This is a genomic window from Actinopolyspora sabaoui (assembly GCF_051225635.1).
GTDB lineage: Bacteria > Actinomycetota > Actinomycetes > Mycobacteriales > Pseudonocardiaceae > Actinopolyspora.
On record NZ_JBMIHH010000002.1, the window covers coordinates 164326 to 182428 of the forward strand.

The window sequence follows — 18103 nt, forward strand, 5'->3', positions numbered from 1 at the left end:
CGAGCTCGGTGTCAACCCCTTAGTGTGTTCAGCGAACTGAACTCGGCGAGGTTTTTTCACTCGGAAGAACTAACGAAGCCCTTTTTGAACACGAAGAGTGCGCGCACTGACCCGGAAACATGTCCAGTAACGCGCGGAACTGGTGAGTCAGCTCGCGACCGGCCCGGTGCTGCCCCGCACCTCCAGGCGGGGAGTGAAGCTCACGTCCGCGGGCAACTCCCGTTCGTGCAGCATCGCGGAGAGCCGGTGCCAGGCCTGTACCCCCAGCTCCTCCTGGGGCACCGAAACCGTGGTCAGCCTGGGAGCCGAGTAGCGGGCGAAGGCGATGTCGTCGAAACCGACCACGCTCACGTGACCGGGTACCGACACACCGATCTCGTGGAACTTCCCCAACGCCCCCAGCGCGACCACGTCGTTGTAACCCACGACGGCCGTGGCACCGGTGGCCAGTGCTCGATCGGCGGCCTGGTAACCGTCCTCGTGCATCGAGCCGCACTCGACCACGTCCAACGTCATGGCCTCGGTGGTGGCGGCGCGCAGCGCCTCCAGTCGTTCCTGGTTGGACACACTGGCCACCGGCCCGGACAGGTAGGCGATCCTGGTGTGCCCCAACCACCCCAGATGTGCCATCACGGCACGCACCCCGGAGGCGTAGTCCACGCTGACGGCGGGGGCATCGGTCCCGATCACATGTCGGTTGACCAGGACGAAAGGTTCCAGCCTCGTCGCGATGTCGAGCAACTCCTGATCGTGGGTGCGCGGTGAGCACAGCACCAGTCCGTCCACCCGCAGCCGGGTCTCCCTGGCGAGCAGGGTCTCCTCCATCGGAAGCTCGTGACTGTCGGTCACCAGCACGCGGTAGTCCTCGGATGCCGCTGCCCTGCTCACGCCGCGCAGCACGGACTGGAACATCGGGTTGCCCAGATCCGGAACGATGACGGCGACGAGGCCGGTGCGCCCCCGCGCCAGCCCCCTGGCCACCTCGTTCGGCTGATACCCCAACGAGGCGGCCACCTGTTGCACCCGTCGCGCGAGCACCGGATCCACGGACTGCCTGCGATTCATGACCCGGGAAACGGTGGCGGCGGAGACCTCCGCGGCCTTGGCCACCTGGTGAATCGTCACGGTTTCGGGGCGGTCCCCTGATCCCATGAGACCGTCCTCCGCTTCCTCGGTCGGTCGTTCTCGGTGCGGATCGTTCCCGCGCAGCGGGGAAACTCGGCCTAGAAACCGGTTTCCTACACTCTCGCTCCGCATCGTCCGCGAGTCGCGGTCCATACTATCCCGTTTCCCGGCGGAGGGCCGCCACTCCCCTGCCGCGGCGGAATCGCTGCTCGACGCGATGCTCGACTCCGGGGACCGTCGTGGTCCTCGCTCCCCGAACGCATGAGACCCGGGGGTGGTTATCGACAGCACCGCGGCGAGTGGACTTACTCGGAAACCGGTTTCTTAAACAAGATCATGATTACCCGCATGGCTCCGAACTGCGGTGCACCCCGCTCGCCGCGCGCGGTCCGTCCGCGAGTCCGTTCTCGGCGAGCAGCTCGACCGTGCGAGGTTCCAGCAGTCCGGCACGAGTGGCAGGAGGGAAACATTCGATACGATGCCATCCGATACGAGCACGATCGCTACTGAACACCACTTCCGAACCGGCACGTGCGAGCCGTGCGTAACTCCGGATCGCGTTGTGACGGCTGGTCGCTCGATCGCACCCGCTGTCAGATCACCCCCATCCGTAACGCGTAGGCCACCGCGTGCGGTCTGTTCCGCAGCTGAAGACGACCGGTGAGCTCGGAAACCACGCGTTTGACCGCCCGTTCGGAGAAGTTCAGCTCCTCGGCGATCTCGGAAGTGTCGAAACCGTGCGACATCAGCCGCAGCACATCGATTTCCCTGGGAGTGAGCCCGGAGGCGTGCAGCCCGTTCGGCGCGAGAACCTCGCGCTGCAGCTGTTCGAAGTTCCGCAACAGCTCGCCGAGCATCGACGAGGGCAGCAGTCCGCCCCCTGCCGAGGCGGTGCGAACGGCCTCCTCGATTCGCTCTCGAGAAGCGGCCTCCCTCGGCAGCACCGCGGCCACGTTGCACTCGACGGCGGGAACCAGGTCATTGCGCGTGATCTCGCAGAGAATCATGATGACGGGCGCGTTCAGGGTCGCCTTGATCTTGCGCAGCGTCGAGGCCACGTCGACGGTCAGTCGCTCGGCCACCATGACGACGACGTCCACCGGGGTGTGCTCCTCGGCGGGCACCACCTCGATGTTCGGCCGACTGTCCAGGTAGTGGCTGACAGCCATACTGGTCAACGGGTCCACGGTCCGCACGAATACTCGAATCGACTTCACCGGAGCCTCCTAGCACCGCGAGCAATCGTCTGGGATGAAGTGTGTGAACGGTAAATTCAGCAGTGCTCAGCACGGACCGTCAGTACGGGCGCGGACAGCGACTCGAACCGGAACCTCCGCCAGAACCAGGCGAAAGCAAGCGAAATGTGAAACAAACAACAATGAATCTTCGCCTGCGGAATCACAATCTCTACTCCTGTTCCGGGATCCTCCGATCGAGCAGCGGTTTCGTCGGTCGTGCCCGTATCGATCGCGTTTCGACCGATACGGTCAACCAGTTCTGCGGCACCGACGTAAAGGTATACACCGATTTCGTTACCGGTCAAGGTAAACGCGAGTAACTCCCCCCACGGGAAGAGCGCCGCACCCCTCAGGAATCCACATATACGCAGGACACGGGGTGGAAAGCTGGCACCTCAAAGGGGGTGGACACTCGACACGCATCGACCCGAAGCACGGAAGGAACCATAGGGAAAACCCTCGGCACGACCACACCGAGGTGTTAAAAAAGCCTCACTCCGGACGATCTGTGATAAATCACGGCGCGACACGCATAAAGACATCAGAATATCGACATACGACACGCTCACGGCGCCTCGACCCACGGATGACAACTTCTCACCCAGCTCCACCGGTAAAGCCGAATCGACGAGAAAGAAAAATCTCGACACGCGCGTCCGCCACCGCGAACAACAACGGAACGCGATCAAAATGTGAATATAATTCTAATCAATACTTCGAAAAGCCGCTGAACTGTGCTTTCCGGAGACATGCCGCGAACCGGCTCGACCACGAAGCGTGACAGTCGCCGTCCGGCACTCCGTGCCTCACCGATAAGGGCCGAAAACGGCCGGGGTTCGAGACGCCCCAATGGTTGACCGGAGATTAACAACGGGGCAACCTGTGTCTCAGTCGCTCGGTTCCGGCGATCGCTCGACGTGCTCGGCAGCGCTCCCGAAGACGTCTACCGCCGCGACGGTTCCCGGCGACGCGGCGACCTTCGCGCGAGAGCCGTCACCGCGGCTTCGAAGTACTTCTGTGAGCCGGCAGCGGTTCACTCGGGCACCGGGCTCCGGTACCCGCGCAAACTCCACGGGTTTCTGCCCTCCAGTCGCATCCTGCGGTACAGCAGCACGATGTAAACGATGTCGAGCACCACCATCGTCGGTATCAGCACCAGGAAAAGCGTCCGGGATGGGTAGAGCAGGAATCCGGTCAGACCGGCGGAGAACGTACCGAGGAACTTCGCCACGGCGATGTGGAGGGACTGCCCCACCGAGGAGTTCCGACTACGCAGCATCAGGATGAACGCGGCGCTGAGGAACACGTTGATGATCATGCCGATGTACATGCCGTCCCGGTCGTGGAACTCGTTGGCACCGGCCATCACCACCAGCGAGGACCACACCGCGAACCCGCCGAGCAACACTCGGAACGTGAACCGCGGCAGGTGAGGATAGTCCCGCGGACCGTAACGGAACGCCTGGTAGACCAGGAACACGTTGATCACCGCCCAGACCGTGTTGATCTGCCGCTGGCTCGGTGTCTGCTCCAGGACGAACCCGAGGCTGAACTCCCAGGAGAAGTTCACCGCCACCATGTAGGCCGGAATGGCGATCCGGCCGTCCAGCATCGTCTGCCGGATGGACAGCAGATAGGTCAGCAGCCAGCCCACCACTGTCGGCCCCGCGACCGACCAGAAGAGCCAGCGGGGGATGTCGACGGCCTCGATCGTGACCGGAGCGACGTCCGACATCGGGACCAGGAACGGCGGCAGCCAGTTCATCGGAGTTCCGCACCTCGCTCTACCAGGACTCTCATTGGAGTTGTCCGATCGGGTTGTCGGGTCGCTCGCCCGGCTGGAGCGGACAGCGCTACAGCCCGGGAACTATCGAATCCAGCCCGAAGAACGAACCACCGTAGAGCTCGTGGCCCACCTGCACGTTGAGCATGGCGTGTCTGGCCGCGGTGTTGGCATCGCGCCAGTACTGCTGCATCGGGCTCGCCTCGGCGAAGGCCGAGGCGCCGTAGGCCCACATCAACTCGTCCAGCGCACCGGTTATCAGCTTCACCGCGTGCGCCGCGTCGCCGCGAATCCTGCGCAGTTCGTTCTCGGGGAGCGATACAGCCCGCTCGGCGGCAGTGTCGATCGCGTCGGCCGACCGGCGCACGTGCATCTCCGCGGCGTCGATGTTCAGCGCCGTACGTCCCAGTTCGGAGACGAACGTCGGGGATTCGGGCTGGCTCGCGTAGGTACTCGGCGGGATCTTGCGCGACGGCGCCTTCTCGACCACGCAGGACAGCGCGGCCTGTCCGGCACCGAGCACGACGGAGGCGCAGATGACCGCCATCGCCGCCACAGCCGGGGAGCGGAACAGCGGGTTCAGCTCGAGGTCGGTGCAGTGCTGCCGCCCCAGCTGTATCTCTGCGGGAATCACCCGGTGCTCGGGGACGGGGGCGTTCTCGGCCACGACGGTGTGGCTCCCGGTCGCCCGCATGCCGACGGTGAACCAGGTGTCCTCGATACCGAGAGCCTCCACGGGAACGAGCACGGCCACCGGACGCACGGTCTCGCCGCCGCTGTCGAGTTCCTTCGCGCTCAGGATCGCCCAGTCGTCGTGCAGGATGCCCGAGGCGTAGGGCCACTTGCCGGTCAGCGAGTACCCCCCTTCGGACGGAACCAGCTCACCGGCGGCGACGAAGATGGAGGCGAGCTTCGCGCCGGGGTTGTCACAGAACACCTCGTCCTGGGCCCGTAGGGGGAACCTGCTCGCGAACAGGTTGGATCCGTTGATGTTGTTGACGACCCACGAGGTGGAGGGACAGTAGTGCGAGAGTGCCTTGGTCACCTCGCTCAGGGTGCGCACCCCCGTCTCCAGCCCGCCGTAGCGGCGGGCCGTCCAGAGTCTGTCCACCCGGGACTCCTCGATCGCCCGAACGGTGTCGTCCGGAAGCCTGCGCTCGCGGTCGCCCTCGGGAACGCCGTCCGCCAGTACCGGCCCGATCGATCGGACCCGTTCCAGCAGCTCGTCGCGCAGCTCCTTGGTGTCCTCGCTCGGACTCGTCATACGGCTGCCTCCTGGAGTGTGTCGTTGTCGATTCGCGCCGTACCCGCACACCTCGGAGCCGCTCGGCGGGCCCTGCGTGGCGTGCTCGCGACGAGGAATGGCCACCCTCCGGGGGTCACCAGTCGGGCGGATCGGATATCAGGTTGGTGATGTCGAAGTAGTCGCGCCACGCGCTGATGCGACCGTTCCTGATCTCGAACGCGGCCATTACCTTCAGGTTCAGCGCGATGGGACTGCCGTCCGCACGGAGCATGTCCTCGACCCGTTCGACCAGCACGGTCTCGCCCGTGGCGACGATGTGTCGGAATCGCACCTTCAGCTGCGCGAAGTCGGCGGGCATCATCTCCAGGATTCGCCGTTTTCCGTGACAGACCGGGGAACCGGGGTTCTCCCAGACGCAGTCCTCGGTCAGGAAGCTCTCCACCGCCGAACGGACATCGGCTGGGGACGGCCCCATTCGGCCCAGGAACTCACGAACCAGACTTCGGTGTGCTGTGGCTGACACGATCAGCTCCCCGCCCCGCTCGTAGCTGTGAGGCCGAGGACTCGTCCGAGTGCGTCGTGCAGCCGCGCCTCGATGTCGGCGTCGTCCTCGGTGGCGCGCCAGGCGATGTGGTTGTCGGGACGCACCAGCACCGCGCCCCCGGCACCGATGCCCCCTGCCTCCCGCCAGGTGCCGTCGACGTCGACGTGCCCAGTGGCCCCGTCGTGCCCGATGGCTCCCTCGTGCTCCCCGATGGACACGACGGCCAGGGACACGCCGTAGTCCTCGGCCACGCGCTCGGCCGCCGCCCTCCAGGAACCGCCCTGTTCACCGGTGAACAGCACGAATCCGCCACGGGCTCCGACGAGGTCGTGCGTGGACACCTCCCCGTCCCGGGCGAGTCGGGCGTGCGGCAGCCGGTGTCCCGGCCTGGTGGTCGGCTGGTGCCCACACCCCATGGGGTCCCTGTCCGGCGGGGGTGTCCCGTCGGGAACCAGCGCACCCTTCTCGTAGGCGAATCCGATCTCGATGTCGTGCGCCTGGTACTCCACCCGCTGCGTGGCGAAGACCTCCTCGGCCCTCGCTCGCCGTGTCCGCCCCATCGGGGTGTCGGAGAACAACGTGCGGATGGTGGCGCGGGCTGATTCCAGCGGCTGGCCCGGCAGCAGCCCGAGTCCCGCGTGGGCCACCGCGTGGTTGCGGAAGGCGTACATCGCCCAGCTCACGTTGCGGCGGGCAACCGGAAGCCGCTCCGCCTCATAGGTGTCCAGCAGTCGACGATCGGCGGTGCCGTCGAGCACCGCGCCGAGTTTCCAGGCGAGGTTGTGCCCGTCCTGGATCGCGGAGTTCAGCCCGAGACCGGTGGCCGGTGGCTGGCGGTGGGCCGCGTCTCCCGCCAGGAAGACGTTGCCGACGCGGAAGGTGCTCGCAACGACGCCCTCGGGCCGATAGTTGCTCACCCGGTGTATCTCCAGGTCCAGGTCGGGCAACTTGAGCAGCTGCCGAACCCTGTCGACCATGGCCTCCTCGCCGAGGTCCAACCCGCTGTCGGGAGCCGGGTGGAAATGCAACGCCCACTCCCGGCACTTCAGTCCCCACTCCGGCCCCAGGGCGACCATTCCGTAGCGGGAGACGGGACCGCCGTCCATACCGACGAAATTGGTCATAAGCACCGAATCGCCGGGCCACCACTCGGCGAGGTCCGCGCTGAAGTGGACGGAAACCACATCGAGTGCGCCGCCCTCACCCGTCATCTCGACACCGAGCTCGTCACCGATGCCGCGACCGCCGTCGGCCGCTACGAGACAGCGGGCACGCACGGTGAAGCGGTGTCCGGTGGAACTCTCGGTCACCACGGCGGTCACGCCGGACTCGTCTCCGGTGAACTCCTCCATCACGTGGCCGAACAGCACGCTCTCGGGTGCCCGCTCCACGGCGTGCCGGTGCAGCAGCGGTTCGAGCCGGTGCTGCGGGAAGTTGGTCGAGGGGCAGGGGCTGTCGGCCAGGTACGGCCCCGCCGTCGAGCCACCGCCGAACGCGTCCATGCGGTGCAGATCCAGCGCGTCCAGTTCTCCGTCGCCCGCCAGCGAGGTGCGCCAGACGACCTCGCTCATGTTCTCCAGCGGTGCGCTGTCGCGGTAGATCTCCGCCGCGAGACCGTGCTGGCGGAAGATCTCCATCGTTCGCTGGTTCAGGTAGTGGGCTCGTGGCAACGCCGAGGGCGTCTCGCGGCGTTCCACGAGCAGGTGCTCGACACCGAGATCGGACAGGAAGATCGATGTGGACAGACCACAGCCACCTCCCCCTACGACGAGTACCGGGATTTCGTGGTCGGTCATCGGTTACTCCAGCAAGGATCGGACTCGGGAAAAACGACTCGCGGGCCCGCCGCGGGAAAGGCGACCCGCCGTGGTGAGCAGCCCGGCCACCGAGCCCCCGAGCACGGGCACATCGCTCATGACCGCCGCTCACCCTCCCGCACAGTGATGGCGGCCGAGGGACACAGCAGCGCGGCCTCGCGGACCCGCTCGTGTTCGTGCTCGTCGGGGTGCTCGTCCAGCAGCACCACCACCCCGTCCTCGTCACGCTGGTCGAACACCTCGGGAGCGGCCGAGACGCAGTGACCCGCCGCCACGCAGCGGGGTTGGTCCACGTCGATGTTCACTCTCGCGACCTCCTCGTCGAAGTTTTCCGGTCGGGTTGTCCGATCGCCGGCTCGGCGAAACCCCCGCCGACTCTCGTTCCGGGGGCTGTGACATCGGGGGCGAGACTCACCAGGTGACCGGCAGGTTGCGCACACCGAAGACCAGCGCCTTGGTCCGGTACTCGATGTCCTCCTCGGAACAGGCGAACCGCAGCTCGGGGAACCTGTTGAACAGCGCGGGCAGCGCGATGCGCAGCTCCATGCGCGCCAGCTGCTGGCCGAGACACTGGTGGGCGCCGTAGCCGAAGGTGACGTGGTGCTTGGGGGGATTGCGCACGTCCAGCTCGTCCAGGTCCCGCTCCGCGGCCTCCGGCAGATCGCGGTTGGCGGCCAGCACCGAGACCACGACGCGTTCGCCTTCCCCGATCTCCTGGTCACGTACGGACATGTCCGCCGCCGCCTGGCGCGGCATCGCGGTGGCCGGGGAGCAGTAGCGCAACAGCTCCTCGACGGCTCCGTCGACAGCGTCGGGCTCGTCGCGCACCACCGCGAGCTGGTCCGGATTGCGCAGCAGCAGGGTGGTGCTCGCGGAGAGCATGCTGGCCGTGGTCTCGTGCCCGGCGATCAGCAGCATGTTGCCGATCCCGACCAGCTCGTCGTCGCTCAGTTCGTCGCCGTGGTCCCGCACCACGCTCCCCAGCAGGTTGTCTCCGGGACTCTCGCGGTGGGACGCGATGAGCGTGGCCATGTACTCGTCCATCTCGGCCAGGTTCCGGATCTGCGTCTCGCGGCTGGTGTTGACGTCCAGACCGACCTGAGCGCGATGCTGGAAGTCCGCGCGGTCCGCGTAGGGCACTCCCAGCAGTTCGCAGATCACCAGCGTGGGGATGGGAGTGCTGAACAGCCGCACGAGGTCTGCACCGGCACCCGCCTGTTCCACCGCGTCCAGCCGGTCCGAGACGATCCGCTCGATCATCGGCCGCAGCGAGCGCACCCGCTTGACGGTGAAGGCTCCCGTGAGCATGCGCCGCAGCCGGGAATGGTCAGCGCCGTTGTAGTTGAGCAGGTTGCCCGGCTGGTTGAGCATGGTTCGCGGCGCCTCGGGATCGAAGACGAATCCCATCCGCAGCCTGGTGTCGCTGAGCGCGTTCTTGGCGTCCTCGTAGCGAGTGATCGTGGCCGCCTCGAACTCGTCCAGCAGCGGGCTGGGCACCATGATCCGCGGCAGTTCCTCCGATCGCTGCATCTCGTACAGCTCGTCGGCGGGTGTGAAGGGGCACCCTTCCGCGCGCGCGGCGATGGGTAGTGGTTTGGGCTCGTTCATGGGGTTTTCCCCTCTTGGTGAAGTGGTGAGCAACGGACGTCTCCACCGGGTTCGGGACCCGGGGAAGTCAGCGCGGGGCCCCGGCCCGGCGAGTTCCCGCTCCGGGGTGAGTTCCCGTGTCGGGTGGGGTCTCGCCCCGAAAGGGCTCGATCAGAACCTCCGGTCGGTGAGGAAGGCGGCCATTTCCAGCAGTTCCTCCCGTACGGACCGCGGCAGGCCGTCGTGTTCCAGGCATTCGCGCGCGGCCGCCACCCGGCGCGCCAGCTCGTCGTGGACCCACTCGCGACCACCGGCGCGTTCCACCAGTTCGGCGACGCGGTGCACCTGCTTCTCGTCCAGCGGCTCGGAACCGTGGTACAGCGCCGAGAGCTCGTCCGAATCGCTCTCGTTCAGCGCGACCACCAGCGGCAGTGACTTCTTGCGCACCCTGATGTCGGCCAGCACCTGCTTGCCGGTGCGTTCCGGATCGCCCCAGATCCCGAGCAGATCGTCGACCAGTTGGAAAGCGACTCCGATGTGTTCACCGAACCGGGCGAGGCGGTGCACCGGTTCCGCGTCCGCGCCGAGAAGCTCGGCACCGATCGAACACGCGCAGGAAAGCAGCGCACCGGTCTTGTCGCCCGCCATGCGCAGGCACTCGTCCAGTGTCACGTCGTCACGCCGCTCGAACTCGACGTCGGCGGCCTGACCGCTGATCATGCGCCGTGTCGCCGTGGTCAGGGAGTTGGCCGCGGTTCCGGCGCTCGGTTTCCCGCTGTCGAGCAGCACTCCGGTCGCCGCCGCCAGCAGCGCGTCACCGGCCAGGATGGCCCGCGGCACCCCGAACAGCGTCCACGCGGTCGCCCTGCCACGACGAGCCGAGTCGTTGTCCATGATGTCGTCGTGCAGCAGCGAGAAGTTGTGCACCAGCTCCACGGCCACCGCCGCGGCCACCCCGTCCGCCGGGTCGGCGCCCGTGCTTCGTGCCGACAGCAGGGCCAGGGACGGGCGCACTAGTTTGCCGCTCCACTCCTCGGTGGGTCTGCCCTGCTCGTCGGACCATCCGTGGTGGTAGCCGACCACCAGTTCCGTGTCGTGGGAGAGGTAGTCACGCACCGCCGCACGCAGCGCGGGGCGCACCAGCGCGATGCCCGCGTCGAGCGACTCGGGGGCTCGTTCCGAGGGGGAGCGTTCCGCGTGTGTCGTACTCATGGGACCACCACCGTCTCGGCATGTGCCGGGGTTCTGCCGCACCGCGCTCGGAACGGAACGGCCGGATGGTCCACGTGGCTCGTCCGGTACCACCCGGGGCCGGGGCGGGCCGGTGACCTGTCGCGTGACATGGCGTTGCGCCCTCGCTCTCTACGACGATCGTCAATCGCGGGTCGGTAGCTCATCGGAGGTCGGGATCGGCGAGCGGAACAGCGAACGACGCAGTACCCGCCGGGAGGTCAACAGACTGCTGGGCGGTGCCAGCAGGAAAAGGACGTCGCGGAACGCGCGGCACACCACCGGATCGCCGGGCACACGCTCCCGGACCCGTTCGAGGTACCAGTCGCGGATCCCGTCGACGGGCCCGTCGCGCAGCGCGTTGCCCTCGGCCCCGGGCATGGGCCCGTCCGCGCCGGTGGCGACCTCCCAGGCACCGCGTGCCGAGGCCAGCACCGCCCGCTGCGCCCGCCGCGTGGTGACTCGGCTCCCACTCGCGGCCAGTTCCCGGGACAGGGCGACGGCGTTCATGGCCGCGACCGAGATCCCCTGGCCGTAGACGGGGTTGAACGCGCAGAGGGCGTCACCGACGACGAGGAAACCGCTCGGAAGTCCGGAGGCGCGGTCGTAGCGGCGACGCCTGTTCGCGGTGTGCCGGTACCCGACGGGGCGGGTGAGCGGCTCGGCCTGTCGCAGCCATCGGTGGGGCGCCGGATGGGGAAGCCCGCGGGCGAACTCCACGAAACCGTCCGGATCGGTGGGAGGTGGGTTCGTGTGGGGGCCGGACAGCGTCACCATCATGCGGTCGTCCTCCGCGGGCAACATGATGGCTCCCAGCGGCTGCGTCGCGTCGGGGACGAGGTAGAAGCCGCTGACCCGCTCGAGCGGCTCGCTGCTGTCGGTGCGGAAGGAGCAGGTGGCGTAGGCCCGTCCGGTAGCCAGTAACTCCTCCTGGGGGACGGCGACACCGAGAGCGTCCAGCCACTCCGGGGTTTTGCTCGCCCGACCGGTGGCGTCGACCACCAGGTCGGCACTGATTTCCCGCTGTTCGCCGAGTTCGGATCCTCGTTCGCGGAACACGGCTCCCGCGACGTGTTCGGAGTCGCCGAGCAGGCCGGTCACCCGGGCCGAGGTCCTGACCTCGATGCGGGGGTGGCTCTCCAGCACGCAGCGGCGGATCAACTGCTCCAACAGCGGTCGTGAGGCGGTGACCACCTGCTCCGAGGGATGTTGCCGTGAGACCCACTGCCCGGCCTGCCACACCCCGAGGTCGGCCGGGACCGACAGCGTCGGGGCGCCTTCCCGGCGCAGCAGCGGCGCCAGTTCGGGAAGCAGCTCGTCCAGTGCCCTGATACCACTGGTGAGCAGCACGTGGGTGTGCGGGGACTGCGGGACGCCACCCCGGGCGACGGGGTCGTCCGGGTAGTGATCACGTTCCAGGACGGTGACCCGTTCGGCGTGCCCCGCGAGAGCGTGGGCGATCAGCAGTCCGGCCACGCTTCCACCGAGCACCGCGACGTGCCCGAGCGAACGGTTCGTGGCTGGTGCGCGCGACTGTCCGTTTCTGCTCAACACCCGGGTGACTCCGTGGTGCTGCCGTCGTCGCCCACGGCGATTGCCGTGGCCGCTTCGTCGATCCGACGCCGCAGGTAGTCGACCCCGGAAGTCTCCCCGGTGCCTTCCAGATCACCGAGCATGTGCTCCACGAGCTTGAGGTGGGTGTACCGCCAGCTCCGGGTCGCCGCGCGGAGCCGGACGAGTTCGCCTTCCGCGAGCTCGATCCCACCCGTGGCGTGCCGGTGGGCCAGCCGGTGGGTGATCTCGAACAACTCGTGGAACTGCTTGGACTGCAGACCGCTGGCCGTTCCGAACCTGTCCCGGAACAGCTGGAAGTGTTCGGGCTTCAGGGAGTTCCGCAGCAGCACCAGATGGCTTTCCAGTGTCTCGATCACACGTGCCGCGCGGTTGGCCCGATGCTCGGAACACTCACTGTCGCAGCGTCCGGCCTCGATGTGCCGCAGATCGGTCAACGCCTGACTGAGCAGCGTCTCGGACGCCTGGTGCACGACGATGAAGAACCGTTCGCCGTCGTGGATCTCGCGGTCGTCATCGGGAGTGAGTGGTTGCTGTAGTGACAACAACTGCTTCAGTCGCAGGTACTGGGAATAAGTCACGGTGGACACCCGAACCATCTCCTCTGCGTGTCGGAGCGCTACACCAAACGACCCGTGGTGGTGAGTTCCTCCAGCGCGTCGCGGTGTTCGCCGGGAGGTAGCGACTCCAGTGCCCGCGCCGCCATCCGGGCGTACCTGCGCGACATCTCGCGGGCCGAGTCCACCGCGCCGTGGGCCCGCACCAGGTCCCGCATGGCCTCGTAGCGCTGTTCGACCGGTGAAGTGGTGTCGGCGAGGATTTCCTCGATGAGTAGCTTCTCGTTCCGGGGGGCTCGACGATGCGCGAGCAGCACCGGAAGCGTTGGTCTGCCGTTGCGGATGTCCGAGGTGTTGGGTTTTCCCGCTCTGGTGCCGTCGTAGGCCATCAGATCGTCCCGAATCTGATAACCGACCCCCAGAAAATTACTGTAATTGTGCAACGCTTCCAGGGATTCCTCGTCCGCACCGCTCAACGTCGCGCCGAGACCGCAAGCCATCCAAAGCAGTGCGCCACTCTTGTCCTTGATCATCTCTCGATAAGTGGCGGTGGAACAAACGGTGCGTCCCATTCTGATTTCCTTGACGGCGGCGTCACCGATACGAAGTCCGGTTCGTGCCAGAACGTCCAGTCCCCGCGCCACACGTGGTTGGGGAACTCCCGCGCGCCCGCAATCCGACAGCGCGGCGAATCCCTGGAAGAACAGCCCGTCGCCACCGACGATCGCGGTGGGATGACCGAACGTCTCGTAGGCGGCGGATTTGCTGCGGCGTTCGGGGTCCTCGTCCACGATGTCGTCGTGCATCATGGCCCCGACCTGCACACATTCCACGGCTACCGCCGCGGGAAGCACCGGCTCCAGCTCGCCACCCACGGCGAGAGCCGACCGGATCAGGAGCCAGGGCCCCATCATCTTGCCGAACGGCACCAGTCCGTAGCGCACCACTTCGTCGAGATCGGACACGTCCGCGGGCCACCGGTACTCGACCTCGGCACGGACCAGTCTGGCTATTTCGGGATCGGCAACCTGTGGGACATCGATCTCCGTCATGTCGCCGACTGTATGAGGACTATCCTTCCGTGTCGCCAGGAAGAGTGAATACTGGCCCGAAGGGGAACGCCCGACGGACTTTTCGATCCGGCACCGGCGACAACGACCTCGACAAGCCCCGAATCACTCGACCGTGTGATGTCTTTCCGAATACACGTTCGACGGTTCCACGCCGGTTCGTCCGGAACGAACACAATGGTGACCGTGGCCACTGAGCGGAATCCTCAGCGAGCTTCCAATCGGATCCTGCGAATCTCACCCATGATTCCGAACCCGCACAACGCCAACAGCCCGTGGGCACCGACGAACCACAGGGCCGCGTCGAAGGAACCGGTCACCGAGAGGGTGTAGCCGATGACGACAGGGGTGACGATGCCTGCCGCGTTGCCCACGGCGTTCATCGTGCCGCCGACGAAGCTCGCGGCCCGCGGGGGTGCGATGTCGGTGGTGATGGCCCAGCCGAGCGCTCCGAGCCCCTTGCCGAAGAACGCGATCGCCAGAATGACCAGAATCAGCCCGGTGCTGTCGGTGAGAGTGCAGGTCACCAGCAGTAGCACCAGTGACATGCCGATGATCGAGGGCGTCTTGCGTGCGACGGTCAGCGAGTACCCCCGACGAATCAACAGGTCGGAGACCCAACCGCCGAGCAGGCCGCCGAGCAGGCCAGACAACGCGGGGATCGCGGCGGTGAACCCGGTCTCCAGCAGGGACAGCCCGCGTGCCCGCACCAGGTAGACGGGCAGCCAGGTGATGAAGAAATAGGTCAGTGCGTTGATCGCGTACTGCGTGACGTACACGCCCCACAGCGGACGGGCCGACAGGATCAGCCGGACGGTCCACCGATCCAACCGTGCCGGTCGCGGTTCCGTTCCACCGGTGCTCGTGGACGACCGTCCCGCAGAGTCCGCTGCTGCCGGAACGCTCTCCTCGGTGGTTCGAGATCGCTCGGCTGTCTCGCCGAGCCGGGTAAGCGGGTCGTCGAGTCCGGTCAGGGCGCCGCCGGATTCCATGCGGGCCAGTTCGCCGGGTGACACGCGGGGGTGTCGCGTGGGACTCCGCATCCAGCGGGTCCAGATCGCCGCCAACACGGCCCCGCAAGCACCGAGCAGCACGAACACCCAGCGCCAGCCGAACTCGTGGGTGATCCACCCCATGAGGGGCGCGAACATCGCGGTGGCCAGGTACTGCGCCGAGGTGAACACCGCGGTGGCCCAACCGCGCTCGGCGGTGGGAAACCACATCGTCACCACGCGGGCGTTGGCGGGCAGTGCGGGGGTCTCGAACGCACCGAGCAGCAAGCGCAGCAGGAAGACCGCGGCCAACGCCACCAGCACCGGTGTGGTCAGCAGCCCCACGAGACTGATCGCCGCGGTGGCGAACGTCCACAGCACGATGCTCGCGGTGTAGACCCCGCGGGCGCCGAACCGATCCAGCAGAATACCGCCGGGCAGCTGCCCGAGCACGTAGGACCAACCGAACGCGGAGAAGACGTAGCCCAGTTGAACCGTGGAGAATCCCAGGTCGGCGGCCATGTGGTCACCGGTGATCGACAGGCTGCCACGTCCGGCGTAGATGACCGCGGTGATGACGAACAGCAGTCCGAGCACGAGGAGACGAGTGGATACCCGCGGAGTTCGTCCGTGGTGGGAAACGTGGTTCGCCGAACTCCTCGTGGTCCCGGGCATCGGTGTCGCCTTTCCGTCGCGGTGGTGTCGGTATCACCACCACACACACCGACCCCCTCCCCGGAATCCACCATGGCGCCGGTGCTGATGCCGTTCAAACACCCGTTTCGCATCGATCGATGCCCGAACGAAATCACCGCAGGGCAAGAGTGCCCGGAACCACTCCAAGGCGCCGTCAATTTCCCACGAAATCGCCGCGCCCGTGGGGCACTCGAGCCGCGCACCGACCCCCTCGCGGGCCGCACTCCGACCGCCCTCGCGGGCCGAGCCCCGACCACTCTCGCGACAGGACCGACCGCGGGTTCTCCCGTGCGGCTCTCGCGAGGAAGGCCCGACGTTGTGTAGGTCGCTACCCGAGGTCGGGCCTCCCCGCAGCGAGAGCCGTGCCGGAGGTTCCGCCACCAGCACCGCCAGGCGAACCGGGACTACGCAGCACGGTTATCCGGCTTCGGCGAGATTGTCGGTTATGGCCCCGGCCGTTTCGAGCAGCGTACGTGTCACCGTCCGGAGGTTCGTCCGGCTCACGGTCCCTGCGACGGCGACGGCGGCCGACGGCCCCTCACCGCCGAGAAACACCGGGGCGGCGACCTCCACCAGTTCAGGGTTGTGTTCGCTCCTGAGACAGGACACACCGGTACGTCCGATCAGTTCGAACTCCCGCTTGAGCCGACTCGGATTGGTCATCGCCCCGGGCGCATACACGGCTGAGGCGGCCTCGTGGAACTCCACCCAGTCGCGCGAACTCCCGGCGAGCAACAACCTGCCCACGGCGGAACGGTGGACCGGCACGGGGTGTCGGAACGTGCGGGCGATCCGGGCGTCCTCCCGGTGGTAGAGGGTTCCCGCGTATCGCACACGCGCCGCGGAGAGCATCCCGACGCTCACCACGCAGTGGACTTGCCGGAACAGGTCGATCAGGTGGGGAGTGATCACCTCACTGAATTCCTCCACCCTGGATTTGCCACGGACGGCTGACAACCGGGAAAAATAGTCACCGAGCTCGTACGCCTTGGTCTCCAGACGCACCACCGCACCGATCTCCGTCAGAACTCGCATCAGTCGATGCAGCGTCGACTTCGGGAAATCGACTCGTTGCGAAATCTCGGACAGGGTCAACGGCTTCGAGGAACCCGATATTTCCTCGAGAACGACGAAAGCCTTCCTGAGGGGTTCGCCCGGGCTCTCTGTCATATCCCTGCGCATCGTCTCGATCGTCCCGAGAATCCGGGTGACACGGACGGGCTCCGGACAGCGTGCGCGAGTTTCAACGCGATACCTCCACTGCTTTCCTCCCCTTCCCGCCGCACTCTTTCTACCGTGCCGACGGAACCGGAAAAAGACCGTGTGAAACGATTGTCCCCTGTATTCACCGAGCCTGGCACGTAACGACTCCGTTCCGTAACCGGCTTCACATCGTCGAAGGGCAGCACGGCGAAGAGCAGCGGAGTTCTGAAAAACGGAACGGGCCGTTGAGGAGCGGTTCGGCGTTACCTAGCGTCCGGAATCATGGCACCCAAGAGTTCGGGCGAGCACACCCCGGACGCCGACACGCGTCGGATCCTGCTCGCCAGTCCAAGGTCCTTTTGCGCCGGAGTCGAACGAGCCATCGAGATCGTCGAACGAGCTCTGCGGTCATACACTCCCCCGATCTACGTCCGTAAAGAGATCGTGCACAATTCCTACGTCGTCGACGACCTCGCGAGCAAGGGCGCGATATTCGTCGAGGAGCTCGACGAGGTGCCCGACGGAGCGACCCTGGTTTTCTCCGCGCACGGGGTCTCTCCCGCCGTGCGGGAAGAGGCGGAGCGCAAGAATCTGGACGTCATCGACGGCACATGTCCCCTGGTCAGCAAGGTCCACGCGAAAGCGCGCCGCTTCGCCGCCCGCGGTGACACCGTCGTTCTCTTCGGGCACTCCGGGCACGAGGAGATCGAGGGAACCTTCGGCGAGGCCCCCGAGTCCACTGTGCTCGTCGAGAACGCGGACGAGGTCGCCGACCTTTCCGTTCCCGACCCGGAGCGGGTTTCCTATCTGACCCAGACCACGCTCGCCGTGGACGAGACCAACGATTTCGTGCGGGCACTGCGCGAGAAGTATCCGAACGTGAGCGAACCGGCCTCGGAGGACATCTGCTACGCCACCACCAACCGCCAGCACGCCCTCGACGACGTGATCGCGGAGTCCGACCTGGTTCTGGTGGTCGGCTCGACGAACTCGTCCAACTCGGTACGGCTGGTTGAGATATCCCGCCGGCAGGGGACACCCGCGCAGCTCATCGACGACGCGAGCGACATCACCGCCGACTGGCTCGACGGTGTGGGAACCATCGGTGTCACAGCGGGTGCCTCGGCACCGCCGAAGCTGGTCGACGAGGTCGTCGAGGCGCTGCGTGGTTTCGGACCCGCGACTGTCGCGGAACGCGAGTTCACCCACGAGACGATGCACTTCGAGCTCCCGTCGGTGCTGCGCGGCGGCAGGGAAGGCGCGGCGGAACGGCCCGCCGGTAACGGCGGCAGCTGACCGGGCCTCTCCGACCGGGCCTCTCCGCTCAAACGGGGCGCTCGGTCGCGGACCCCTCGCCGGAGCTCGACGCGGGAGGCTACACCGGGCGGCACCCCGCCGGCCGCGGGAATCGAACACTCTTCACGCAGGAACGGGCGGCACGAT

15 protein-coding genes are annotated in these 18103 nt (G+C 66.7%); 1 reads left to right on the forward strand and 14 read right to left on the reverse strand.

The window, feature by feature from the left end:
• Positions 1–147: 147 nt before the first annotated feature.
• The 14 genes from ACOQFL_RS03240 to ACOQFL_RS03305 all read right to left on the reverse strand — a co-directional run bounded on the left by ACOQFL_RS03240 (position 148) and on the right by ACOQFL_RS03305 (position 16639).
• Positions 148–1152 carry a LacI family DNA-binding transcriptional regulator gene (locus tag ACOQFL_RS03240; protein WP_435542599.1) on the reverse strand — a complete coding sequence of 335 codons (1005 nt, stop codon included), beginning with the start codon at positions 1150–1152 and terminating at the stop codon, positions 148–150.
• A gap of 566 nt (positions 1153–1718) precedes the next feature.
• Positions 1719–2342 (reverse strand): response regulator transcription factor, encoded by a 624-nt coding sequence (locus ACOQFL_RS03245; RefSeq protein ID WP_435542600.1) that lies wholly within the window; start codon positions 2340–2342, stop codon positions 1719–1721.
• Positions 2343–3396: 1054 nt separating this feature from the next.
• Positions 3397–4128, reverse strand: coding sequence for a transmembrane-type terpene cyclase (locus tag ACOQFL_RS03250; RefSeq protein WP_435542601.1), 732 nt, complete (start codon positions 4126–4128; stop codon positions 3397–3399).
• Positions 4129–4216: 88 nt separating this feature from the next.
• Positions 4217–5410, reverse strand: a complete 1194-nt coding sequence (locus ACOQFL_RS03255; protein ID WP_435542602.1) for an acyl-CoA dehydrogenase family protein — start codon at positions 5408–5410, stop codon at positions 4217–4219.
• 115 nt (positions 5411–5525) lie between these two features.
• Entirely contained in the window at positions 5526–5915 is a 390-nt protein-coding gene (locus ACOQFL_RS03260) for a limonene-1,2-epoxide hydrolase family protein (protein WP_435542603.1), read from the reverse strand.
• A gap of 2 nt (positions 5916–5917) precedes the next feature.
• Positions 5918–7732 (reverse strand): FAD-dependent monooxygenase, encoded by a 1815-nt coding sequence (locus ACOQFL_RS03265; RefSeq protein ID WP_435542604.1) that lies wholly within the window; start codon positions 7730–7732, stop codon positions 5918–5920.
• A 116-nt stretch (positions 7733–7848) separates the two neighbouring features.
• Positions 7849–8058 (reverse strand): ferredoxin, encoded by a 210-nt coding sequence (locus ACOQFL_RS03270; protein WP_435542605.1) that lies wholly within the window; start codon positions 8056–8058, stop codon positions 7849–7851.
• Positions 8059–8164: 106 nt separating this feature from the next.
• Complete coding sequence (locus ACOQFL_RS03275) at positions 8165–9361, reverse strand: cytochrome P450 (protein ID WP_435542606.1); 1197 nt, start codon at positions 9359–9361, stop codon at positions 8165–8167.
• Positions 9362–9511: 150 nt separating this feature from the next.
• Complete coding sequence (locus ACOQFL_RS03280; protein WP_435542607.1) at positions 9512–10552, reverse strand: polyprenyl synthetase family protein; 1041 nt, start codon at positions 10550–10552, stop codon at positions 9512–9514.
• A gap of 162 nt (positions 10553–10714) precedes the next feature.
• A complete protein-coding gene (locus ACOQFL_RS03285) occupies positions 10715–12121 on the reverse strand; it encodes an FAD-dependent oxidoreductase (protein WP_435542608.1) in 1407 nt (468 codons plus the stop codon).
• Positions 12118–12732, reverse strand: a complete 615-nt coding sequence (locus tag ACOQFL_RS03290; RefSeq protein WP_435542609.1) for a tryptophan 2,3-dioxygenase family protein — start codon at positions 12730–12732, stop codon at positions 12118–12120. The genes ACOQFL_RS03285 and ACOQFL_RS03290 overlap by 4 nt, the downstream gene beginning before the upstream one ends.
• Before the next feature lie 29 nt (positions 12733–12761).
• Positions 12762–13751, reverse strand: coding sequence for a polyprenyl synthetase family protein (locus ACOQFL_RS03295; RefSeq protein ID WP_435542610.1), 990 nt, complete (start codon positions 13749–13751; stop codon positions 12762–12764).
• Between the two features lie 224 nt (positions 13752–13975).
• A complete protein-coding gene (locus ACOQFL_RS03300; RefSeq protein ID WP_435542611.1) occupies positions 13976–15436 on the reverse strand; it encodes an MFS transporter in 1461 nt (486 codons plus the stop codon).
• Positions 15437–15874: 438 nt separating this feature from the next.
• Positions 15875–16639 (reverse strand): IclR family transcriptional regulator, encoded by a 765-nt coding sequence (locus tag ACOQFL_RS03305; RefSeq protein WP_435542612.1) that lies wholly within the window; start codon positions 16637–16639, stop codon positions 15875–15877.
• Between the two features lie 303 nt (positions 16640–16942).
• Between ACOQFL_RS03305 and ACOQFL_RS03310 the strand changes: the two genes are divergently transcribed.
• Positions 16943–17956, forward strand: a complete 1014-nt coding sequence (locus tag ACOQFL_RS03310; protein WP_435542613.1) for a 4-hydroxy-3-methylbut-2-enyl diphosphate reductase — start codon at positions 16943–16945, stop codon at positions 17954–17956.
• Positions 17957–18103: the final 147 nt, after the last annotated feature.

Coding starts and splice junctions, on each gene's coding strand:
- ACOQFL_RS03305 (WP_435542612.1), bottom strand. CDS start 16,639: ATGCGCAGGGATATGACAGAGAGCCCGGGCGAACCCCTCAGGAAGGCT.
- ACOQFL_RS03300 (WP_435542611.1), bottom strand. CDS start 15,436: ATGCCCGGGACCACGAGGAGTTCGGCGAACCACGTTTCCCACCACGGA.
- ACOQFL_RS03310 (WP_435542613.1), top strand. CDS start 16,943: ATGGCACCCAAGAGTTCGGGCGAGCACACCCCGGACGCCGACACGCGT.
- ACOQFL_RS03265 (WP_435542604.1), bottom strand. CDS start 7,732: ATGACCGACCACGAAATCCCGGTACTCGTCGTAGGGGGAGGTGGCTGT.
- ACOQFL_RS03275 (WP_435542606.1), bottom strand. CDS start 9,361: ATGAACGAGCCCAAACCACTACCCATCGCCGCGCGCGCGGAAGGGTGC.
- ACOQFL_RS03255 (WP_435542602.1), bottom strand. CDS start 5,410: ATGACGAGTCCGAGCGAGGACACCAAGGAGCTGCGCGACGAGCTGCTG.
- ACOQFL_RS03250 (WP_435542601.1), bottom strand. CDS start 4,128: ATGAACTGGCTGCCGCCGTTCCTGGTCCCGATGTCGGACGTCGCTCCG.
- ACOQFL_RS03295 (WP_435542610.1), bottom strand. CDS start 13,751: ATGACGGAGATCGATGTCCCACAGGTTGCCGATCCCGAAATAGCCAGA.
- ACOQFL_RS03240 (WP_435542599.1), bottom strand. CDS start 1,152: ATGGGATCAGGGGACCGCCCCGAAACCGTGACGATTCACCAGGTGGCC.
- ACOQFL_RS03280 (WP_435542607.1), bottom strand. CDS start 10,552: ATGAGTACGACACACGCGGAACGCTCCCCCTCGGAACGAGCCCCCGAG.